Annotated in this window: 21 protein-coding genes; 12 read left to right on the forward strand and 9 right to left on the reverse strand. The window is 50.7% G+C overall.

The features are described from left to right. Together EJE49_RS08030 and EJE49_RS08035 are read right to left on the reverse strand one after the other, a co-directional pair. Nucleotides 1-1,466 (reverse strand): DUF6531 domain-containing protein (locus EJE49_RS08030; RefSeq protein ID WP_133313959.1); only part of this gene is annotated, 1,466 nt, incomplete at its 3' end. Nucleotides 1,467-1,680: 214 nt separating this feature from the next. Further along, complete coding sequence (locus tag EJE49_RS08035) at nt 1,681-1,926, reverse strand: ABC transporter (RefSeq protein WP_124949905.1); 246 nt, start codon at nt 1,924-1,926, stop codon at nt 1,681-1,683. A gap of 249 nt (nt 1,927-2,175) precedes the next feature. Between EJE49_RS08035 and EJE49_RS08040 the strand changes: the two genes are divergently transcribed. From EJE49_RS08040 to EJE49_RS08095, 12 genes are all read left to right on the forward strand, one after another. Then, the gene (locus EJE49_RS08040) at nt 2,176-2,796 is read left to right on the forward strand and encodes a lytic transglycosylase domain-containing protein (RefSeq protein WP_124949907.1); all 621 of its coding nucleotides are present in this window, start codon (nt 2,176-2,178) and stop codon (nt 2,794-2,796) included. Nucleotides 2,797-3,078: 282 nt separating this feature from the next. Further along, on the forward strand, nt 3,079-3,477 hold the full coding sequence (gene gspG, locus EJE49_RS08045; RefSeq protein ID WP_124949934.1) for a type II secretion system major pseudopilin GspG: 399 nt from the start codon (nt 3,079-3,081) through the stop codon (nt 3,475-3,477). Nucleotides 3,478-3,482: 5 nt separating this feature from the next. Then, nucleotides 3,483-4,673 (forward strand): type II secretion system F family protein, encoded by a 1,191-nt coding sequence (locus EJE49_RS08050; RefSeq protein ID WP_124949909.1) that lies wholly within the window; start codon nt 3,483-3,485, stop codon nt 4,671-4,673. Continuing rightward, nucleotides 4,670-6,379, forward strand: a complete 1,710-nt coding sequence (locus tag EJE49_RS08055; protein ID WP_223246858.1) for a GspE/PulE family protein — start codon at nt 4,670-4,672, stop codon at nt 6,377-6,379. Before EJE49_RS08050 ends, EJE49_RS08055 begins: the two co-directional genes overlap by 4 nt. Continuing rightward, nucleotides 6,360-7,181 carry a hypothetical protein gene (locus EJE49_RS08060; RefSeq protein ID WP_124949911.1) on the forward strand — a complete coding sequence of 274 codons (822 nt, stop codon included), beginning with the start codon at nt 6,360-6,362 and terminating at the stop codon, nt 7,179-7,181. Before EJE49_RS08055 ends, EJE49_RS08060 begins: the two co-directional genes overlap by 20 nt. A 1-nt stretch (nt 7,182) precedes the next feature. Next, nucleotides 7,183-7,716, forward strand: a complete 534-nt coding sequence (locus EJE49_RS08065) for a PilN domain-containing protein (RefSeq protein ID WP_124949912.1) — start codon at nt 7,183-7,185, stop codon at nt 7,714-7,716. Beyond that, on the forward strand, nt 7,713-8,264 hold the full coding sequence (locus EJE49_RS08070) for a GspMb/PilO family protein (RefSeq protein ID WP_124949914.1): 552 nt from the start codon (nt 7,713-7,715) through the stop codon (nt 8,262-8,264). Before EJE49_RS08065 ends, EJE49_RS08070 begins: the two co-directional genes overlap by 4 nt. Continuing rightward, nucleotides 8,264-8,779: a secretion system X translation initiation factor gene (locus tag EJE49_RS08075; RefSeq protein WP_189941771.1), complete on the forward strand. Its 516-nt coding sequence runs from the start codon at nt 8,264-8,266 to the stop codon at nt 8,777-8,779. The genes EJE49_RS08070 and EJE49_RS08075 overlap by 1 nt, the downstream gene beginning before the upstream one ends. A 44-nt stretch (nt 8,780-8,823) precedes the next feature. Next, nucleotides 8,824-10,890 (forward strand): secretin GspD/PilQ domain-containing protein, encoded by a 2,067-nt coding sequence (locus EJE49_RS08080; RefSeq protein WP_124949917.1) that lies wholly within the window; start codon nt 8,824-8,826, stop codon nt 10,888-10,890. Further along, nucleotides 10,891-11,370, forward strand: a complete 480-nt coding sequence (locus EJE49_RS08085) for a type II secretion system protein (protein WP_124949919.1) — start codon at nt 10,891-10,893, stop codon at nt 11,368-11,370. Between the two features lie 5 nt (nt 11,371-11,375). Continuing rightward, nucleotides 11,376-11,786: a type II secretion system protein gene (locus EJE49_RS08090; RefSeq protein WP_124949921.1), complete on the forward strand. Its 411-nt coding sequence runs from the start codon at nt 11,376-11,378 to the stop codon at nt 11,784-11,786. A gap of 2 nt (nt 11,787-11,788) precedes the next feature. Further along, nucleotides 11,789-12,304 (forward strand): type II secretion system protein, encoded by a 516-nt coding sequence (locus tag EJE49_RS08095; RefSeq protein WP_124949923.1) that lies wholly within the window; start codon nt 11,789-11,791, stop codon nt 12,302-12,304. A 25-nt stretch (nt 12,305-12,329) separates the two neighbouring features. Here the strand turns inward: EJE49_RS08095 and EJE49_RS08100 are convergent, their stop codons facing one another. From EJE49_RS08100 to EJE49_RS08130, 7 genes are all read right to left on the reverse strand, one after another. Continuing rightward, nucleotides 12,330-13,166 carry an REP-associated tyrosine transposase gene (locus EJE49_RS08100; protein WP_124949925.1) on the reverse strand — a complete coding sequence of 279 codons (837 nt, stop codon included), beginning with the start codon at nt 13,164-13,166 and terminating at the stop codon, nt 12,330-12,332. Between the two features lie 53 nt (nt 13,167-13,219). Beyond that, on the reverse strand, nt 13,220-13,459 hold the full coding sequence (locus EJE49_RS08105; RefSeq protein WP_124949926.1) for a hypothetical protein: 240 nt from the start codon (nt 13,457-13,459) through the stop codon (nt 13,220-13,222). A gap of 241 nt (nt 13,460-13,700) precedes the next feature. Then, complete coding sequence (locus tag EJE49_RS08110) at nt 13,701-14,495, reverse strand: glycohydrolase toxin TNT-related protein (RefSeq protein WP_124949928.1); 795 nt, start codon at nt 14,493-14,495, stop codon at nt 13,701-13,703. Between the two features lie 126 nt (nt 14,496-14,621). Next, a complete protein-coding gene (locus EJE49_RS08115; protein WP_124949929.1) occupies nt 14,622-15,023 on the reverse strand; it encodes a hypothetical protein in 402 nt (133 codons plus the stop codon). Nucleotides 15,024-15,603: 580 nt separating this feature from the next. Then, nucleotides 15,604-15,939, reverse strand: coding sequence for an immunity 53 family protein (locus EJE49_RS08120; protein ID WP_124949931.1), 336 nt, complete (start codon nt 15,937-15,939; stop codon nt 15,604-15,606). Then, nucleotides 15,936-21,302, reverse strand: a complete 5,367-nt coding sequence (locus tag EJE49_RS08125; RefSeq protein ID WP_189941773.1) for an RHS repeat-associated core domain-containing protein — start codon at nt 21,300-21,302, stop codon at nt 15,936-15,938. The genes EJE49_RS08120 and EJE49_RS08125 overlap by 4 nt, the downstream gene beginning before the upstream one ends. Nucleotides 21,303-21,392: 90 nt before the next feature. After that, a partial coding sequence (locus tag EJE49_RS08130; protein ID WP_223246867.1) for a hypothetical protein occupies nt 21,393-22,121 on the reverse strand: 729 nt, incomplete at its 5' end.

Genomic DNA, 22,121 nt, shown 5'->3' on the forward strand with positions numbered 1-22,121 from the left:
TAGGTATAGGTGGTGACGACGCCGTTGAAGTCGGTGCGTGAAGCGATGTTGCCGTTGGCGTCGTAGCTCAGGGCTTTTGCTATATTGCCGCAAACAGAACAGGGTTGCGACACCGTTGCATTCTTGGTCACGCCGAGGACAGTGGTAAAATTCCAGATACGAGAAGTGTTAAGCGGATCAGTGATGATGGTCGAAACTGAATTGCCGGAACTGTCAGTGGTATAGGCAAAGCTGTATTTCTCCACATCTCCGGCCATTTGGCTGGAGATGGCCCGACCATAGGTATCATAAGACCAAGAAGCAAACTTATTGCCGTTCTCGTCGATCAGGCTAGTTAAAGCATAAGGGAAACTAGTATTTCCATAGCCATAGCTACGAGTATTGCCGTCAGGATATGTAACCGAAGTAAGGTTCCAGCTACCGCTATAATCATAGAGATACATACCTCCAGCAGAATCGACCATCTTGACGAGTTGGCTAAGATTATTATAGCCGAATTGCAGACTGTGTCCGGCACTGTCTGTTACTTGAATCAACAAACCGACAGGAAGAACCGTGGTGGTGGGTGTACCATTAGAATTAATCACGTAGCCACCATTAACACCAGCAGTGCCGTCACTATATGTGAGCGTTTGAGCGTAGCCACTAACCTTGGTGATGGAGAGCAATTTACCACCGTTATTGTAAAGCTCAACGCTATGATCTGCCGTGGTGTATTGCCAACTAGTATTGCTACCAGTAAGTTGCACCAAGGAATCAACAATGTCCGCATCAGCCGTCCACACGCCATTGATCAGAGTAAAGGAATACACTTTCCCGTCGGCGCGCGTAACGATGGCCGTTGTAGCTGTTGCCAAATATACCGCTCGATTAAAAGTATGTTGCCAACCAATGCCCACAGAGGTGATCAAAGGGGTTGATGAAATGCTTTGTGCACTGTTATAGGTTCGCTCAAACGCCAACTGTCCATTAGCACTAGCATAATCAATTTGTTGCAGAAATTCGTTACCAGTCGCCCCATTAATCGGGTCGCTGCCGTTACACAATGGACAGGAACCGTCTCCAAGGGTATTGCTAACAGAAGCACCTGTATTTTTTATCGGGGTGGGGGGGAGCACCTCTGCATTACATGTAGTATCAGTATCGGGGCCCGCTACCGGGTAACAAGGCAGGCCATAATAAAAACCACAATAAAACAACAAACCATTCTGAGGAGTACCCGCAGCACACCATGACGCATAATCGGCCATATTATTGGAACAAATTGAATTTGATGGGTATATCCCGCCAGAACTCAGAACACAACCGTTAAAATAGCTACCCGAACTCGAGTAAACAGAGCACATACATACGGCTTGTGAAACATTAGATATACATAATAAAAATAACGACAAAGCAAACAGCAGTATCGCCTGCACGCGATCATTCAAAATATGCTCATCCCCGCCACTCAATATGTTGTTCATTGCTTTACCCCAACTTTTCACTTTTATGCCTATCAAATGCAGGCTGTTTATTAAGTCTGACAGTCTATACGCCCTACTCTACTCCCAGTAACCTACTCAACATTGTCCACAAATTTCAAATTATCAGTAAATCCAAATTTTGATAACCGCGCTTCGCGAAATGCTACATAGCTAGACCTGTCCCAGAGATTTCCATCTACTCTCTCACTTCATTTTATTTCACTGCAAACTTAGTTAAGCTCTGTGGCCAAAGGATAATATATTCACTTTTCGCAACTTCACGATATGCCACTCGGACATCAGTCCAATAAACTCCATCGCCAAGAATGGATTTTATTTCGCTGAAGGTCTTTTTGGTATTATCAGTTCGAATAAAAATATTAATCTCTTCTGCACCAATATCGTGGCCATCAACTTCATTTCCTTCCGATAATTTCTCAATTAAGCGATCTTCAATCATAATCAAATCATCAAAGTCTTCTATTAAGAAAGAATGAAAATAACTACGCCAGTCTGACTCAAAAATATTACCAATTTATAAATTATCATCAGGCATATGTTCCATTCGCCAGACTCAATTGTCATTTGATTTTTATCTAACGCACATCAATACGGATATCATTAATCGTCTCTTATTTACCATTTATTTATTAAAAAATGGGAACATGGTTGCACCAGTAAAACTATTACCTTAGCATCACACTCAATCATGATGCCTATCCGTGCACTTATTCTGTTGCTGCTTATTATTCAACCCTATGCCGTCCACACGGCTTGGGCGGATATTTACAGCTATACAGACGAAAACGGCGGTTTGCATTTCAGCAACATTCCCGATGATCCACGTTATCGATCTGTATTAAAAACGCCCCCAAACGAGGCTGCCCCTGCATCATTTGCTTCGCACATTCAACCCATAAAACAGCAGCGTTATGCGCCACTGGTGGCGAGTGCAGCAAAAGCCTATCAGCTAGAGCCCGCTTTGTTACATGCCGTAATCTCTGCAGAATCCGGCTACAATCCTTTGGCCAAATCGCCTAAAGGGGCAATCGGGCTCATGCAGTTAATGCCTGCCACAGCTAAACGTTACGGCATTTCCGACGCTTACGATCCGGCACAGAATATTCAGGCAGGCGCGCAATACTTACGGGATTTGATGCGTTTATTCAACAATGATCTGAATTTGACGCTGGCAGCCTACAACGCCGGCGAAAACGCCGTTATGCGCTATGGCAACCAGATTCCCCCTTATACCGAAACTATGCTTTACGTCCCCAAAGTTTTAAAAAATTACAGCGGATTACGTAATAACAACAAACCAATCCAGTAATTTTAGACACGGTGTTTGTCTTACGGCATAATACACCAAATTATTATTATAAATTTCTAGCGATTAATTTTTTTAATTAAATTTTTGTGAAAAAAATGGGATGACAACGGATTAAAGGTGTTCACAATCTTATGATTTTTGAATGCGTCTACGACACAACGACTAAAAATATAATATTTCACTGATATCATTATAAAAAATAAAAATCGTGATATTAATCATGAATTACTGCGACAACCAACTAAGCGGGAGCTCCACTTGAAACACTCACGTAGCAGCAACATGTCGGGTTTTACCCTGCTTGAATTATTGGTCGTCATGGTCATCATTGGTCTACTGGCAGGTTATGTGGGGCCCAAGTATTTTGCGCAAATCGGGAAATCCGAGGTGAAATCCGCACGGGCGCAACTGGATGGACTAGGCAAAGCACTGGACCAATACCGCCTGGATACCGGGCACTATCCTAATACAGAACAGGGACTGGCTGCGCTGAATGCGCGCCCTTCCAACGAGCCAAAATGGGAAGGCCCGTATATGCAGAAAAATGTGCCACTCGACCCTTGGGGAAAACCTTATCAGTACAAACAGCCCGGCGAGCACAGTGAATATGACCTGTACTCTTACGGCAAAGATGGCCAACCCGGCGGCAGCGGGGATAACATCGACATTACCAACTGGTAAGCATCGTGCGTTATGAAATCAAGGCATTGCAGAATGAGGGTAGCGTGATTGCCCTGTCGCTCGATGCTGCCAGCGAGAACGAAGCCAGACATCAGGCTGAAAGCCAGGGTCTCACTATTCTTACCATTCAGCGAAAGCTGGCGCTACCCGGCTTCTTTGCCAACAGTGGCGGTCGTTTTCCGCTGGTGTTATTCAGTCAGGAATTACTGGCTTTGCTGGATGCAGGTCTTAATCTGGTAGAAGCAGTAGAAACACTTGCCGAAAAAGAGCAACGCACGGAAACGCGCAAGCTGCTCGACCGACTAATTCAAACCTTATACGAAGGTCAGACGTTTTCAGCGGCTTTGCAACAATTCCCTGAAGCATTCCCGCCACTGTATGTTTCCACGGTACGCGCCAGCGAAAAGACCGGGGGACTGAGCGAAGCAATTACACGTTATGTAGCCTACCAGTCGCAACTGGATGTGGTACGTAAGAAGCTGGTGAACGCTTCTATCTACCCAGTGGTATTGATGGCGGTGGGCGGGTTGGTAACGCTGTTCCTGATGGTTTATGTAGTTCCGAAATTCAGCCATATCTACGAAGACATGGGGGGCGACCTGCCTTGGATGTCGCAAATGCTGATTAAATGGGGACATCTGCTGGAAGCGCATGGCAGTGGCATGCTAATCGGGGCCATAAGTACACTCGCATTGCTGTTTTACGCGGTGACCCGCACCGCCACCAAACGCTGGGTGGGTGAACAACTGTGGCAGATTCCGGTGATAGGCGAGCGCATGAAAGTTTATCAACTGGCACGGTTTTACCGCACCGTAGGCATGCTGTTGCGCGGCGGCATCCCTGCCATTACCGCGCTGGAGATGGTAACGGGCCTGTTAGCACCTGCACTGCGTGCAAGCTTGCAACACGCCATTACAGTGGTGCGCGAAGGCCGCCCCTTGTCTGCCGCCATGGATGCATACGCACTAACGACGCCGGTCTCGCTACGCATGTTGCGCGTAGGTGAACGCACCGGCAACATGGGCGAGATGATGGAACGCATTGCCGCTTTTTACGATGAGGAAATGGCACGCTGGGTGGAATGGTTTACCAAATTGTTCGAACCGCTGTTAATGACAGTCATCGGGATGATCATCGGGATGATAGTGGTGCTGATGTACATGCCTATATTTGAGTTGGCGGGGAGCATACAGTGAGGCAGCATACCGATACTGCTGCAACTGCTGAAGCAGGCGTTCACAGTATTTCTGCCGCCTTGCTGCGCGAAGCGCGGGCGGGAGCTGCACAGGGTAAGCGCCGTATGCTGGACATACTGGAAGAAAAACTGGTGCTATCGCCTCAGGATTTCGTTGCCTGTTTAGGACGCACCCTGCACTATCCGGTTGCCAGCATGCAGGATTTGCACCAGTGGTCAGCAGCTTTCGATATGCTGCCGTTTGCGCTGGCATTACAAAAAGAATGCATTGCTTTTCGCGATCAGGACAACAAGTTAACACTGGTATTTTCCGACCCTTTCTCCGAGGATCTGCAAAACTGGGCGGTTGAACAATTCTCGCAGCCGTTCTTCTGGCAATTGGCACAGCATGGTGATATTACGGCTTACCTGGCACGCCATGAAGAATCCGTACACGCCATGGAAAAAATGCTGGGCGGCGAGCAACAGGAAAATACCCCGACCACAGGCATAGAAAATCTCTCGCTCAAATCCATCAGCGAAGACACCAGCCCGATAGTCAAGCTGGTGCATTCCACTCTTTACGACGCGCTCAAGATCAACGCCAGCGATATTCATCTGGAAACCACACATAACGGACTGGCTATCAAATATCGTATAGACGGCGTGTTGTCCTCAATTGGCGCGGCACAAGGACTGGATCAGGCAGATCAGGTCCTGTCGCGGATCAAGGTCATGTCGGAACTGGATATTGCCGAACGCCGGATTCCGCAGGATGGCCGCTTCAAAATATCAATGCAGGGCCGGGAAATTGATTTCCGCGTCTCCATCATGCCGAGTATCTTTGGCGAAGATGCCGTGCTGCGCATACTGGACAAGCAGGCATTGGCCGATCAGGTCAAGGGCTTGCGCCTGGATTACCTCGGTCTGGACGAAACCACCATCACCCAAATGCGCCGACTCTACAATGAGCCTTATGGCATGGTGCTGGTGACCGGGCCTACCGGTAGCGGCAAAACCACCACCCTGTACGCCGCGATCTCCGAGATCAATCATGGTCTGGATAAAATCATCACCATTGAAGACCCGGTTGAGTACCAGCTCGCCGGGGTATTGCAGATCCCGGTGAATGAGAAAAAAGGACTGACGTTTGCCCGTGGTTTGCGCTCTATCCTGCGTCATGACCCGGACAAGATCATGGTTGGCGAGATACGCGACCCGGAAACCGCGCAGATTGCCGTGCAAGCCGCGCTCACCGGGCATCTGGTATTCACGACCGTGCATGCCAACAGCAGCCTCGACGTCATCGGCCGCTTCCTGCATATGGAGGTGGATCCATACAGCTTTGTGTCCGCGCTGAACGGCATACTGGCGCAGCGCCTGGTGCGCGTTAATTGCCCCCACTGCATGACAGCTGATGAGCCAGACCCGCAATTATTGGCCGATTCTGGGCTCACACCAGAAACGGCATCGCTCTACCTATTTCGTAGTGGACGCGGTTGCGGACTATGCCGAGGATCAGGTTTCAAAGGGCGCAAAGCCATCGCGGAATTACTCAATTTGAACGACGAAATCCGCGAACTGATTGTCGCCCGCGAACCGATCCGGCGCATCAAGGAAGCTGCGCGGCGTAACGGCACGCGCTTCCTGCGCGAATCGGCGCTGGACATGGTAGCCAGAGGCGAAACCACACTACAGGAGGTCAACCGTGTTACCTTTGTGGCGTGACCAACTGCGCATAGGCGTATCCCCGCATGCCATTGTTCTGGCCCGAATCGGCAAGGGATTGCGCCCCTATGTCCGCGAGCAGCACATCGAGCCGTGCCCGCCTGCATCCGGCGAGACGTGGCAAGCCGCACTGGATACACTCGCCAAACTACTATCCCGCGAAAAATGGCAAAATGCCGATGCGATAATGACCTTGTCCAATCATTTTGTGCGCTACCTGCTGATCCCGTGGAATACTGAAATCAACGGCGAACAGGAACAAAATGCTTACGTGAAACACCGTTTCAGCAAGGTATTCGGCCCGGCTGCAAACAACTGGATATTGCACCACAGTCAGACAGCAATTGGCATGCCCAGACTCGCCAGCGGCATCAATCAGACCTTACTCGAAGGTATCAGGCAAGCTTGCGTAACGAACAAATTAAGGCTGCGATCTGTACAACCCTATTTGATGCCGGCTTTCAATCAATACCGCCGCATTTTTCAGAACGAATCCGCCTGGTTCGTGCTGGTAGAGCATGACAAACTGACCATCGCGCAACTTGGACGCCAATCATGGCAGCTTATCAGCACCCACTTGATCAGCAACGAAAATCTTGCAGCTGAGCTTCCTGTGCTATTGGAACGGCATTTATGTCTATCCGGTATAAAAAACCAACCGTCCCAAGTATTTTTGCTGGCACCGGAGCACCCCCAGCTTGTGCTGCCGCGCAATAACGACTGGGTCATACAGCAACTGCAACCCGTACCCCGTTTCGGTCTTCCCATCCAGACATACGCTTTGGTAATGGGAGAACACTGACATGCGGCGACTTGCTCTCGATTATCAGAAGACCGGCGCCTCGACCAGTAAAACAGGGGTGGCCTTACTGCTGTTGGGCATTGCTGTAACCATTTACATGGTGCTGCAATTCAGATCCGTAGAATCAGGGCTGGCGGCGGCTGAGGAAAATGCAGGACATCTTGAACAACAGATAAAACATGGCAACGACACACCCGAAACTACCCAGCCCACACTGGAACAGATCAAGGAGGCTAAACAGGCGAACGAAATACTAGTGCAACTGGCATTACCTTGGGGCGAGTTGTTCAAAGCATTGGAATCTTCCAATAACGATAAGGTCGCGTTGCTGGCCATACAACCAAATTTAGCCAAGCGTAGCGTTAAAATAAACGGAGAGGCAAAAGACTTTACCTCCTTGCTCAACTATATTGCCCAATTAGAAAAGCGCAAAACCTTAACCGACGTGGTCTTGCTCAATCACGAAATCAATATGCAAATACCGGAAAAGCCGGTGCATTTTGCGTTGACCGCCAACTGGGGCTTACAACCATGAATTTATGGATATGGACAGTCAAACATTGGGTAAGCCAGGCTGGATGGATGGGCATTACCGGGTTAAGCCTGCTGATTTTCAGTGCGACCATATATCTGTCGGCGGTGATGCCAGAGCGTGCCCGCATCACCGAGCTACAACAGGAATCAATGTCGTTACGCCAACATGCACACCAAGCTCTAGTACAAGGCGGCATCAGCGCAAGCAATGACACAGCAACGCAATTGACAAAATTTTACCAGTTCTTCCCTGCCACCAATCATAGAAACGCTGTTCTGGCCCGCATCTACGCAGCAGCCGAACATCAGGGGTTGGTACTGGAAACGGCTGAATATCGCTACATTGCCGACCCGAAGAACAAGCTTACCCGCTATCAGCTGACCTTGCCGATCAAGGGCTCTTATGTGCAGATTCGCAACTTCGTCAATGAGATATTGGCAAAAGCACCTGCTGCGGCTGTGGATGACATCAGTTTCAAACGGGAAAGTATCAGCGCAGCCATGCTCGATGCTCGCATCAAACTGACGTTGTTTTTTGGAAATAACTGATGGCCGTGACGCAAAAAACTCGCTGGATCATCATCGCTACAGCCCTGCTACTGACGCTGGTTGCGGTCAACTGGGTCAATCAAGCAGAGTCAAATGATGATGCATCAACCTCGGCTCCCGAGTTCAAACATCCCGCCCCATCACGGCACAGAGAAGAAAAGCCCGAGCCGGATGCCATTCAGCTGGCCAAACTGGGACGTGCCCAACCCGGCAGCAAAGTAAAAATAGTCGATCTGTTTACCAGCAAATCCTGGTATGTGCCGCCGCCTCCACCTAAGCCAGCCCCACCCCCTCCGCCCGCTGCGCCACCCTTGCCGTTTACCTATATCGGCAAGCTAGTAGAAGACGGTGCGATTACGGTGTTTCTATCCAAACAGGATCGTAATTACGTAATCAAAACAGGCGATGTGATCGACGGCACTTATCGCGTGGATACTGTTATGGCATCCGCCCTCACCCTGACCTATCTACCGCTTAATATCAAGCAAAGCATGCCCATTGGAGATTCGCATTGAAGCTGAAAATAAATAGACTCTGTGGACTAGCGCTCATCATTGTTATGACGCAATTAGCCGGCTGCGCAGGAGAAAAAGCTTATCGGGAAGGCAACCAGCAGTTGCGCAATGGCAACATCGAGGAAGGTCTGGCGCAACTGGAAGCGGCCACCAAAGCGGAGCCCAACAATCTGGAATACCGCACCAGCCTGCATCGTCAGCGCGAAATGCAGATTTATTACCTGCTGGGGCAGGCGGATAGTCTGGTAATGGCCGGCAATTATAATGATGCGGAAGCGACTTATCAGCGTGTGCTTAAAATCGAACCCGCTAACCAACGCGCCAGCGATGGTTTAACACATATAAAAAATATCCAAACGCAGAATAGCGCGATTGCCAAAGCTAAAAAATACTTCGAAGCCGGCAATTTTGATGCTGCACTGAGCCTATTGCAACCCATCCTGAATGACAACCCCAATCAGATTGATGCCAAGGCATTGCAACAAAGAGTCAGGGATAAACAAACTCAAACCAGCACCACAGCCAACTCGCTAAAATCCACCATCAAGAAGCCCATTACCCTGGAATTTCGTGACGCCAACATGCGCTCCATCTTCGAAGTCATCTCACGAACGGCCAACATCAATTTCATTTTCGATAAGGATGTAAGCCCCAACCTGAAATCCACTTTGTACGTCAAAAATACGACCATTGAGGAAGCCATCAACCTGCTGCTGGTGACCAATCAGCTGGAAAAACGTGTACTGAATGAAAATACTATCCTGATCTATCCCAACACACCAGCCAAACTCAAGGATTATCAGGAACTGACGGTCAAAAGCTTTTATCTTGCCAACGCAGATGTAAAACAGACTATGAACATGATCAAAACCATGCTCAAGACCCGGGATATTTTCATCGATGAAAAGCTCAACTTGCTGATGATGCGCGATACACCAGAAGTGATCCGACTCGCTGAAAAATTGATAGCTGCGCAGGATATGGCAGAACCGGAAGTTATTCTGGACGTAGAAATATTGGAAGTAAAGCGCTCCAAACTCAGCGAGCTTGGCATTCAATACCCCAATCAGTTTACTGTACTTAACCCGAGCACATTGCCCGCTACCACAACGTCGTCCGCCAGCGGCACGCTCGTAGTTAACACCACGTCGACCAACGCCCCGCTCACCCTGGCTAATCTGGCTGGATTAACCACCAGTTCGATCGGCATTTCCAATCCCGCGCTTAATTTAAGGAAAGAAAACAGCGATACCAGTCTGCTGGCTAATCCACGCATACGTGTACGCAATCGGGAAAAAGCCAAGATTCATATTGGTGAAAAAGTGCCCGTCATCACCACCACCAGCACAATGAATGTCGGTCTTTCCCAATCGGTCAGCTACCTTGATATCGGACTTAAGCTGGACGTAGAGCCCAATATTTATCTGGATAACGAAGTTGGCATGAAAGTTGGCCTAGAGGTGAGCAACATCGTCCGCGAAATACAAGGGGCCAACGGTTCGCTGACATATCAAGTGGGCACCCGCAACGCTGCCACGGTACTCCGCCTCAAAGATGGCGAAACCCAAGCCCTAGCAGGCCTGATTAACGATGAGGATCGCGCCAGTGCCAACAAAATCCCGGGCCTGGGAGAAATTCCTTTACTGGGCAGACTATTCTCCACGCACCATGATGAAAAGACCAAAACCGAAATCATTCTGCTGATCACACCGCATATCGTGCGCAATCTGGTCAAACCTGATGCAGAGATTACGGAATTCACTTCAGGTACGGACACCACGATCGGCGCGCCATCGTTGAGACTCACGCCGACACTGTCCACACCATTACCCAAAATTGATAACCCGCAGTTGACCCCACCTACACAACAGCCTGCCACTATTTCACCGCAAACCCAGCCAGTACCACAACCTGCGTTTCAGCCGCTGGCTGCTCCGAGCGCTACACCAGCTCCACAAACGGCACCACCCCCCATTACCCCACCTTCATCCATTCCTGAAAAGGCAGGCGTTATCCAGACAAATTCGGTCAGTCAAACCACATTGGATGCACCCGTCACCAGCACGCCATCGAGCGAGTCACTTCCTCCAGCGGCGACGGTTTCACCCTAAATGAAATCACCCCGCCAGACTGGCTTCACTCTCATCGAACTGATCATTACCGTGGCAATTGTTGCGTTGCTTGCCACGGTGGCAATGCCGCTGACAAAAGTGACTGTACAGCGCAACAAGGAACAAGAATTACACCACGCGTTACGACAAATTCGCGATGGCATAGACGCGTACAAGAAAGCCGTTGATGAGGGCCACATCACCAAATCGGCTACAGATACTGGCTATCCAAAAACACTGGATAGCTTGGTAGAAGGTGTAGAAGATGCCAAGAGCCCAACGAAAGACAAAATCTACTTTCTACGACGCATCCCGCGCGATCCTTTTGCCAGCGATCCTCATACCAGTGCTGCAGCTACCTGGGGCAAGCGCAGCTATAGCAGCAGCGCCGATGATCCGCAAGCAGGCGAAGACGTGTATGACATCTATTCATCGGCGCCTGGCACCGCGCTTAACGGTAGCGCTTATCGCGATTGGTAATAACTATGCGTAAACCACAAAACGGATTTACCCTAATCGAGCTATTGGTAGTGATGGCAATTATTGCTACATTGCTAAGCATTGCTGTCCCACGATATTTTCATAGTTTGGACAAATCCAAGGAAGCCATACTGCTGCAAGACCTTGAAATCATGCGCGACGCCATCGACAAGTATTACGGCGACAATGCTCACTACCCGGACACGCTGGATGATTTGGTGGATCAAAAATACCTGCGCAAAATCCCCCCCGACCCTATCACGGACAGCCCAACCACTTGGGTAACCACCCCGCCACCCGCTGACACACCCAAAGCCACACCATCAACAGATAACACTGCCAAAGAAGGTGTTTATGATATCCACAGCGGCGCCGTTGGCAATGGCAGCAACGGCACCCCCTATAGCACATGGTAACAATGCAGAATTCTCGTCCAGTTCACCTCAACAAAGGCTTTACTTATCTGGCCATTCTGTTTGCAATCGCCATTATGGGCATCGCGCTTGCAGCGGCAGGGAGTCTTTGGCATGTCTCCCAACAGCGAGAAAAAGAACGTGAACTACTCTACATAGGCAATCAGTATCGTCAGGCTATTACGCTTTATTATGAAAGATCCCCGGGTGGCGGCAAGCAATTCCCCAAGTCTCTAGAAAACCTGCTACAGGATAACCGCCAGCTCGTACCGCAACGTTACCTGCGCAAATTGTTCCGCGACCCGATAACCAACAGCAAAACCTGGGGATTGGTTGCCGGGCCGGGTAATAGCATTATGGGCGTGTACAGCCTGTCAGAAGATACGCCGATAAAACAGGGGAATTTCGATAAAAACAATTTGGCTTTTGCTGGAGCACAACATTACTCCGACTGGAAATTTGTTTACGTGATCCAAACGCCGCTGGGATTGCCTGTTCAGGGGCTTCCCGCGCTGAAATGATTTCTGGCATATGCAGGCAAGATGCTCATTTGGCACGCCTCACGATTCTACCCACAGTGGTAAAATGTAACCCAAAATGATCCGCCAACGCCTGATAGCTGTAACCACCCGTTTTATAAGCCGCCACGATAGCCTCATCACGCCTGCTGCTTTGCGCCGCTATCTCCGCCAATGCAGGCGGTGGCGGGCGACGTTGAGCTTGTGGTATTTGCACATCATGCTTGTTCGACTCCAGCAGCGCCTGCATTCGCAGCATAAACTGTTCATCGCCAAGGAAGACCTGTCCCTTTAGATTCGGCCATGGTGAAGCTGCATTGATGCCTTCGGCAACGAATCTTACATAACACTCCTGTGCTTCACCGCGCTGCCGCCCGAATTGTGCCAACACACCATCGGTTGCCATCCATGGCAACGCGGGAGTTAACCCTGCACTTTCCTTATAACTGCTCCATTGCCAATCAGCAGGGGCTTTTACCATTCGTGCCCGGACCGGATTCAATACGATATAGCGTGCCAATTCCAGTAAATAAGTATCGCTATCCACCAAAATACCCTTGAACCGTCCCTGAAACAGATGCCCTACCCGTCCATGCCGTCTATTACTGGCTTGGGTATAGACCCCATTGAGCTGACGCATACCCTTGGATAAATTCCCGTCTGGAGTTTCTATCAACAGATGGTAATGGTTATCCATCAGGCACCAGGCATGGCATACCCAGTTATATTGATCAATAACCTCTGCCAACACAGACAAAAACAGCTGCCTGTCCTGATCGTCGTCATAGATATTTTCGCGCCGGTCACCACGCGCGGTCACATGATATAACGCACCAGCAAATTCTATTCGGATTGGACGAGACAAGGAAAATCACCTCAACATAGAATTAATGTTTAGCAATTCTAGTAGAAATTATGCTACGAATCTAGACCTGACCCCGATGTTCGGCGGTTGTACGGGTCGTACTGGAAGCTGGCGATGCTGCTACCGCTGATCTGGGTGAGGCGGTTGGCTGGGTCCCAGGTGTAGTTGCGCTGGCCGTCGGTTAACAGGTTGCCGTTGGTGTCATAGCTGTAGGCGGTGCTGTTGAATTGGCTGATGTGGTTGGCGGCGTCGTAGCTCGCGGTCATGTTTTGCGGGAGGTCGGCTTTTGACATGCTAAAAGCTAGACCTGTCCCCGTGGCTTCGTGTCTTTAAATATTTTAAATAACGAAAAATCTTTCACTGAAACTCTCCCTGCGTCAATATCTATACATATATTGGCGCAAGAGCAGCAAAGGCTATCTTTAGGTTCGCTTGGCACAACGAATCCACACCGACCACATTCATAAAAAATATTTTTACCTGCCGGATAACCTTCATTTAAATCTGGATTTAGATAGTATTTCAAGAGTCCCCCTATTTTAGCTGCCCTGAGTCCAACAATTGTTGAATCGTATTTGGCAATTCATACTGCACACCTCCTCCAGGCTGCCCAAACCAAGGTGCAGCAGTTCCTGCTTGAACCTCAATTGGCTCCACAACCTGATATGTAGTTAATGGAGCATTAGCAGAGCTTTCTGGCAATGACCGCGCTGAGAATGGGGTACCTGCTGGCGAGGCAAATGTACCATTGGGAGAACCATATCTATCCAACAAGGTGCCTGATGGCAGTGTAACTGTTTCTGGTTTCCCAGAAAATCCTCTATTTGGCGGGTACTTCGATTGGGGTTTACGTTTACAAACCTTCGAAATAACACTAGCTGCTTTAGCCACACCTCGAATAGCAGGAATTATACATTCCACACAGATAGGTTCTAACCCTGGTTCTGGATCTGCCCCTGCCAACCCCAACGGATCTACCAAACTAACCGGGTTGCCGTTCACATAGGTATACTGATTCACCCCACCCCCAAACCCAATAGGATCCTGTGAGATAAAGCGGCTGGTCTGCGTATCATAATACCGTGCCCGGTAGTAGTACAGCCCGGTGCCGTCATTCTCCCGTCCAGTGTACTGGTAGGCGTTGTCGCTAACTGTGCCGCTCTGTGTGGTGTTGCCGTAGGCTTCATAACTGTACTGGGTGTTGACTGTGCCTGTGGCGTCAGTGAGTGCCAGTGTAGAACCCAGTGCATCGGTCATATAACTTTGTGTGCCGTTACTGGTAGTGCGGGCAAAGTATTCGTCAACGTCGCCGCTCAGCAGGTTGGCCACCGGCGTGCTGCCTGCCAGTTCCTGGACGGGGTTGATGTAAGTTTATATAAACCAAGGAAGTCGCCGAGAGGCAAACTGTTGAGGTTTAAATCCATAGCAAACAACTAAAATACCTCAGCACATTTCTTACAAATCATTGAATTTATTTATAAATTTATTTAAGAATGTGAAATGTAAGGCCTGACCCTTCGCTTCTGTGCCGTTGCTGGTGGTGCGGGCAAAGTGTTCATCCACCCCGCCGCTGAGCAGGTTGGCCATAGGCGTGCTGCCTGCGAGTTCCTGGACGGGGTTGATGCCGTCATACAGGTAGCCGGTCTGGTTGCCGTTGATGGTTTTGCTGGTGCGGCGGTTGTACGGGTCGTACTGGAAACTGACGATGCTGCTGCCACTGATCTGGGTGAGGCGGTTGGCGGGATCCCAGGTGTAGTTGCGTTGGCCGTCGGTTAACAGGTTGCCGTTAGCGTCATAGCTGTAAACGGTGTTGTTAAACTGGGCGATGTGGTTGGCAGCGTCGTAGCTCGCGGTCATGTTTTGTGGGAGGTTGGCTTTGTTAGACTAAAAGCTAGACCCGTCCCCGTAGCTTTCGAAATTATGCTACAAAGCTAGACCTGACCCTGAATTTCGTTGGCGGATCCCAGGTGTAGTTGCGCTGGCCGTCGGTTAACAGGTTGCCGTTGGCGTCGTAGCTCGCGGTCATGTTTTGCGGGAGGTTGGCTTTGTTAGACTAAAAGCTAGACCCGTCCCCGTAGCTTTCGAAATTATGCTACAAAGCTAGACCTGACCCTGAATTTCGCGTGGGGGAAAACAACCTGCTCTACGAGGTTAATCGTGCTGCGCACTCACTTAAAAACCGTGGGCTTCGCCGCACACCCACCACTGCGTGGCGCTTTAACCGTGTTTGATGGTAGGTGGTGCTGTTTAACTGGGCGATGTGGTTGGCGACGTCGTAGCTCGCGGTCATGTTTTGTGGGAGGTTGACTTTGGCTAGGCTAAAAGCTAGACCTGTCCCTGTGGCGTGTTTTGAGGGAGGTCGGCTTTGTTAGGCTAAAAGCTAGACCTGTCCCCGTTGTTTCTACTAAGACTGTACACTTGTGACTTGAACTCACCGTCAACACTCATGGTTTCCCCGTGTTTTTTCCGCAACGATTACAAGGAACTCATTAATAATTTCAGTGAGATTTTGAGCACCACCGGATCCAGTGAATTTACCATCTTTGACTTGAATGTGAATCCAATCCTTTTCAGTTCGCAAATCTGATCGAAGTGGAATTTGAATGTTTTCCCAAACAGTTTCAATTAAATCAATTTGTACAATCCAACCTGGATTATCTGACGATTGGATAGTTACTCCAAACGAATGTTCCCAATCTTCATTACATTCCCCTAAATACCAATTCTCAAGCCGCTGAAAAACATCGTCTGTTTTAATTAATTTATTATTCATGGCAATTCATCCGGGTTTGCTGGTCGCACATAACGTGTACCAGCTTCTGAAACATGCGGCGTTGGCACAATGGTATTGTCGGGATTAGTATGTGGAATGCCAGTAACATCCACGCGTTTAGTTTCCTGATATCCTGTCGGATTGAGTGGATTTGGATCATAAGTTGCATAATTTGTAGTTTTACCATTAGCATCAGTTTTATATGTTGAATGAGGTCCAACTGCATTTTCATCTGGTCTTACTTTGTTTTTTGCTCGCCCTACACCACTAGCAACTTTCTTTGGCGCTTGGCGAAGACACGATTTAGCAACTGAATATCCAAGCTTCGCCAAATCAAATAATAAAGGAGCTTCCCCCAACGGATCCACAAACGAAACCGGATCCCCCTCCACATACCCAAACTGATTAACCCCACCCCCAAACCCAATAGGATCCTGTGAGATGAAGCGACTGGTCTGGGTATCATAATACCGTGCGCGGTAGTAGTACAGCCCTGTGCCATCATTCTCCCGTCCGGTGTACTGGTAGGCGTTGTCACTGACGGTGCCGCTCTGGGTGGTGTTGCCGTAGGCTTCATAGCTGTACTGGGTGTTGACTGTGCCTGTGGTGTCGGTGAGTGCGAGGGTGGAACCCAGTGCATCGGTCATATAGCTCTGTGTACCATTGCTGGTGGTGCGGGCAAAGTGTTCATCTACCCCGCCGCTCAGCAGGTTGGCTATCGGGGTGCTGCCTGCCAGTTCCTGTACGGGGTTGATGCCGTCGTAGAGGTAGCCAGTCTGGTTGCCGTTGATGGTTTTACTGGTGCGGCGGTTATACGGGTCGTACTGGAAGCTGGCGATGCTGCTGCCGCTGATTTGGATCAGGCGGTTGGCGGTATCCCAGGTGTAGTTGCGCTGGCCGTCGGTTATCAGGTTGCCGTTGGCGTCATAGCTGTAGGCGGTGCTGTTGAATTGGCTGATGTGGTTGGCGGCGTCGTAGCTCGCGGTCATGTTTTGTGGGAGGTTGGCTTTGGCCAGGGTGCCGCCCATTTGGGTACGATGACCTGCTGCGTCGTAGGCGTAGGTGAGGTTGCCTAGGGTGGTGCTGCCTTTGGTGTAGGTGATGCCCGTTAGCTGGCTGGCGTTGTCATAGGTGTAGCTCTGGGTGACGCCGTTGGGCAAGGTTAGGCTGGTACGTCGGTTGGCGTCGTCATAGGTGAAGCTGACGGTGTTGGTGCCTTGGGTGATGGCGGTGAGACGGTTGCCGTTATCAAAGCTGTAGCTGACCGGGGTCTGGTTGAGGACGGTCTGGGTTTTTCTGAGGCCGTTGGCGTAGTAGCTGTAGTCGATTTGTCCGGTAGTGCTGGTTTCGCGGGTGGTGCGATCGTAGCCGTTATAGCTGGTCTGGATGAGGCCGGCCTGGCTGTCGTTGGTTTGCAGGAGGCGGTTGCCGGCGTCCCAGGTGTAGGCGACGGTACGGGTGTAGGCAGTGGGGCTGGCGCTGGTGGCGCCGTAGCCTATCTGGGTGGCGCGGTTGAGGTAGTCGTAGCTGGCGCCGGTGACTTGGCCTTTGCGGTCGGTGGTACGGATACGGTTGCCGCCTGCGTCGTAGGCGTAGCTCTCGACTTTGGCCTGCGGGTCGGTGGTGGTGAGGACGCGATTGCGGCTGTCATAAGTATAGCTGGTGGTGTGCGCGTTGGCGTCGGTCAGGGTTTTGAGGTTGCTGTCGGGGTCGTAGCTGTACTGGGTGACATGACTGAGCGGATCGGTGGTCTTCTTGACGCGATCTAGGTTGTCGTAGTCGATAAAGGTGACGTTGTTCAATGGATCGGTGACGGCAGCTACGCGACCAAGGTTGTCGGTGAAGTATTGCACGCTTTGTCCCAGCGGGTTGGTGACGGCAACGAGGTCGCCGCCGTCATAGGTGTAGCTGCTGGTAAGTGGAGTGCTGCCATTGTAGGTGCTCTGGGTGAGCACCTGCCCTGCGCTGTTGTAGGTCATGCTGACATGGGTGTTGTTGCCGAGGTTTTTAACGTCGGTAAGGTTGCCCAGGCTGTCATAGGTGTAGGCGATCTGGCGACCGAGTGGATCGGTGCTGAGGGTGACCTGGTTGTAGGCAGGCTCATAGGCGTAGCTCCAGGTGGTTTCCTCTGCCGTGCCTTGCATAGCTGTGACCGACGTGGTGTTACCTTTGGCGTCATACGTGTAGGCGGTGGTGCGACCCAGTGCGTCGGTGCTGCTGGTAAGCAATTTGGTAGTGGCATCCCAGACATTTGTGGTGACTTGTTGCTCTGGCTTGCCTACTGCTAGGGTTTCACGAGTGATGAAACCGTCGGTGTTGTATTCAAGTCGGCGCACGTCGCCACGTTCGTGGGTAATGTCGGTCTGGATATTGTTGCCGTTGGTATCAAACGTATAAGTTAAGCTGCCTGTTGAGCCATCTGCATAGGTTTGGTTTTTAACGCGACCATCGAGGTTGACACCGTCGGTGCTGCTGTAATAGACGTTAGTAACTTTGGGCGCTGTAATTTCACCGGTATTGTTACGCGGGTCTTTGACGGTGAGCATGCGATGGGTGGTGTTGTCATAGGTATAGCTGGTGACGCCGCCTTCAGGATTGGTCACGGTCATCAGGTGACCGTAGCTGTCGTAGCTATAACTGACTGCACGACCCGTGTAGTCGGTGGCTTTGGTGATGCACGTGGTGCAGCTGGCTGCGGTGTATTCCAAATCTATATAACGACCGTTGGGGCTGGTGATACGGGTAATGCGTGCATTAGTTGTTGTGTCGCGAGTAATAGCAGTACGGTTGCCATTACGGTCCTGCATCCATTTAAGACGCGGTGCGCTATAGGAGAATGAGTAGCGCGTGCCATCCAGCATAGTCAAATAAAAATCTGTATAGTATCCGCCGGAGCTGACAATGGTAGCTTTATAGAATTGCCCGGGCACATTCGACTGGTAAACAGTGCTGGTACTGGAATAGTCAATACTGCTACCTGTCGGATTGAATGGAATTTTACCGCCGTTAGGCAAGACAAGATCTATCGCTGTCGCGGTATGACCCGACAACCCCTCAAAATACAAATACATATCATATAGATCAGATGCTCCTACCCCATATCCGCGCTGGTTGGCATCTTCGTTACGGTAAGTGCGATCCAGCGTGAGGGACATGGTGTCTTTAATGACCAGATCCGTGCCTTTTTCTATAAACAACCCGTCTTGACAGCTCACTGGGTCAAGTGCTTTTCCGCCTTTGGGGGTGTCACAAGTGCAATCAGGGCAGTTTTTTGGGGCTTTGGCGGGTGGCGTTGCGCCATTGGATGCAGCACCTGCTGCCTTAAACTGGTAAATTAGAAAGTCGCTATCACCTTTAATGAATTTGCCGTCATCACTGACTTTACCGATGCCGTAGCTGTACCAGCCACGTCCGTAAGGATCGTAACCAAACAGGGTGAAACGTGCGCCGCGGGGCTGCGTACTGTAGTTGGGGTAGATCAGTTTGGCAGCGAGTGGTTTTCCTGTTGCCGACTGGATAACTGCACCACCCGGCTGGATGGTGAAGTAAACTGGTAATTCACCATAAGGCATGGGGAATGGCAGCTGGTCTGAAGGTACTGGGGTGATGCTGACTTCAGTGGCAATGTTGCCTTTTGCATCACGTATTACGCTACCGGCAGGTATACGCAGTTCCACCCCTGGTAATTTGGGGTTGGTAATGACGGTTTCCTGTACCGTAGGTGAGGCTATCTTGAAGGTGTTTTTGGTATCAAGCATAGTCATCCAGATAGGTTGACTCATTGGGGTAATCTCACCCGCCTTCAGATCTACTGAGTATTCATAACGACCATAGCGACGATTGCCCTGATTGGCACTACTCCCCTCAATTACCAGTACCTGGGTACCTGCGGGGATACCTGATAACAGAAATTCACCATTGTCATCACTCTGGGTTGTTACAGTACCTATAGTTAGGGTAACGCCAGCTAATGGACGCCCATTAAGTCGCAGTATTTGACCACTGTATGAGGTGATACCCGTTTGCGTCAGTGACAGAAGTTCCTGTTTTAGTTGCGCAGCTAATTTCTCGCTTTTCTTATCAGGATGGGCATACGCTGCTGCACGGCGACGTTCCAGTGCAAGCTCTGGACGATGAGGAGGGCTGAGTTCAGCCAGATGAGCGCGATTGCTCATCCATTGACCTTTGTAATTCTGGGCTGTAGGCATCCATTCTTCATCTGCGTCTGCAGCGGTTGTGCTCGTTGTTTCGGACGGATTTGTGGTATTAGTAGCGTCAGTTTGGCTGGTCGTAGTGGCCGTTGAGTTGTTCGCGCTGCTTGAGGTTGATGTGTTGTTGGTGTCAGTAGTCAAGCTGGCTGTTTTAAAGCTGGATGCGGTAAAGGGTAGTGGGTTACCCAGGCTGTCTGTGGCACCGTTGATAAACAGGGTGTATTGACTAGCAGGCAATAGCGCTTGGTCAGGTGATACAAATAGCAGCATGCCAGCTTCGGTGGGGACGACTTTGACTGGGGTGAGGCCATTGGGTCCCAGCAGGGTGACGGTGGCGGTGTTGAGGGTATCTATTTTTAAGGCTTTGTTAAAGCGTACGACGATCCAGCCGTCTACGGCGACGTCAAAGCCGTCGGCTGGGGGGATGATTTCTGCGACGGCAGGGAGTGCCTGGGTGTCGGGTACGGTGACGCCGTCGGCGGTGTTGAAGCGCTGTGCTGTGGCGTCGTATTGTTCGCTGCTGGTGAGGGTTTTACCATTGGCGTCCTGGCCGCCCTGAATAAGGACAGGGGATGCGGCGAGGAGTTGAGCCAGGTGGTTATAGCGTGCGGTGATGAGGTTGGCATGCAGGGTTTCGGCCGTGCGGGTGCGTGGGTTCCATAGTTCGGCTTCTGGTATGGCTGCACCTGTGGCGGACAGGCCACCAGTGATGAGGATTTTACCGTCGGTGAGTAAGGTAGCGCGGTGCTGGCTGCGGGCGATGAGGCCGGGGCTGCTGATGAGCTGGGTTTGTTGTGCTGATACGTCGATGATTTCTGCAGCGGCGACGGGGTAGCCATCCTGCCCTAGCCCGCCAAGGATGAGTACGGTGCCATCAGGGAGTACGGTGGCGGTGTGGCCAGTGCGGGGAACGGCGAGTTTGAAGCTCAGGGTGGTGGTCTGCTGGGTGGTGGCGTCATACAGGAACAGGCTGTCGACCACACTGCCTTTGCTGTCGCTGCCGCCGGATTCGAGGTACTGGCCGCTGGGGAGTAAGGTGGCTGTGGCGTTGGCGGGTTGGGTGGCGTGGGCCAGGCTCGTCATCAATACAAATAAACTCAGCAACAGGCTTATCCATACAGCTCGTCCGTGGGTGCGTGTTATTCCGTGCATAGCAACAGCTTCCTTTCCCTTGTGGGCAACATGATGCTGCCCACGGTATTGGTCTAATAATTTATGGTTGTTCATCAAACAATTACCACTTTATGGGCTTAATGTAATGCTCATAGTTTCCGTTTGCCCATAATATGGATCTACATATAAGGTGTAGTTACCCGTAGCAGGTAAACTGGTGAGATTCCATGTATAAGTACTACCCGATGTCCCTGCAGATGTCCAAAGTGAACCATCAGGCTTGTAAATATAAAAATATACGGTCTGGCTTGCGGGGTTACTAATTATTGATGTCATAGTAATTGTGCGATTCGTTGCTGCCGTGCCACTAAACGTCAGGCGTCCGTTCTGTCCTGCGCGGGTCAGGTTCAGGTTGTACGCCGTGCCCGATGTCAATGTGCCCGTCGCGTCCGTCGACAGGGTCGCCGTGAAGCTGCCAGTGCCACCGACGTAAGGTGTAACCACGATGCTATAAGTGCCAGTGACCGGTACGTTGCTCAGGTTGAATCCGCAACCGCCACTGGCTGTGGAAGATGTAGAGCAGCTCGTACCCAACAACGCCGTACCGTCCGGTTTGTAAACAGTCACATAAGCAAAGCTCGAACCCGTCGGTGTCAATGTCAGCCCGGTGATGCCCAGACCCAAATTCTGGCCCTCCGTGGCATTGAAGATCAGGCGGCCAGACTGACCTGTCGTGTTCAGCGTGACGATGGGCGATGCGCCGTCCGCCACCAATGCGATACCCGGATCCACAGTGACTTGCATGCTGGCTGTCACGGCGTAGTTCGGGTCAACAAACACGGTATAGGTGCCGGTCGC

It is taken from the genome of Sulfuriferula thiophila (assembly GCF_003864975.1).
In the GTDB taxonomy this organism is placed as follows: Bacteria; Pseudomonadota; Gammaproteobacteria; order Burkholderiales; family Sulfuriferulaceae; genus Sulfuriferula; species Sulfuriferula thiophila.

Coding starts and splice junctions, on each gene's coding strand:
- EJE49_RS08035 (WP_124949905.1), bottom strand. CDS start 1,926: ATGATTGAAGATCGCTTAATTGAGAAATTATCGGAAGGAAATGAAGTT.
- EJE49_RS08040 (WP_124949907.1), top strand. CDS start 2,176: ATGATGCCTATCCGTGCACTTATTCTGTTGCTGCTTATTATTCAACCC.
- gspG (WP_124949934.1), top strand. CDS start 3,079: ATGTCGGGTTTTACCCTGCTTGAATTATTGGTCGTCATGGTCATCATT.
- EJE49_RS08065 (WP_124949912.1), top strand. CDS start 7,183: ATGCGGCGACTTGCTCTCGATTATCAGAAGACCGGCGCCTCGACCAGT.
- EJE49_RS08070 (WP_124949914.1), top strand. CDS start 7,713: ATGAATTTATGGATATGGACAGTCAAACATTGGGTAAGCCAGGCTGGA.
- EJE49_RS08075 (WP_189941771.1), top strand. CDS start 8,264: ATGGCCGTGACGCAAAAAACTCGCTGGATCATCATCGCTACAGCCCTG.
- EJE49_RS08080 (WP_124949917.1), top strand. CDS start 8,824: ATGACGCAATTAGCCGGCTGCGCAGGAGAAAAAGCTTATCGGGAAGGC.
- EJE49_RS08085 (WP_124949919.1), top strand. CDS start 10,891: ATGAAATCACCCCGCCAGACTGGCTTCACTCTCATCGAACTGATCATT.
- EJE49_RS08090 (WP_124949921.1), top strand. CDS start 11,376: ATGCGTAAACCACAAAACGGATTTACCCTAATCGAGCTATTGGTAGTG.
- EJE49_RS08095 (WP_124949923.1), top strand. CDS start 11,789: ATGCAGAATTCTCGTCCAGTTCACCTCAACAAAGGCTTTACTTATCTG.
- EJE49_RS08105 (WP_124949926.1), bottom strand. CDS start 13,459: ATGTCAAAAGCCGACCTCCCGCAAAACATGACCGCGAGCTACGACGCC.
- EJE49_RS08115 (WP_124949929.1), bottom strand. CDS start 15,023: ATGACCGCGAGCTACGACGCTGCCAACCACATCGCCCAGTTTAACAAC.
- EJE49_RS08120 (WP_124949931.1), bottom strand. CDS start 15,939: ATGAATAATAAATTAATTAAAACAGACGATGTTTTTCAGCGGCTTGAG.
- EJE49_RS08125 (WP_189941773.1), bottom strand. CDS start 21,302: ATGCACGGAATAACACGCACCCACGGACGAGCTGTATGGATAAGCCTG.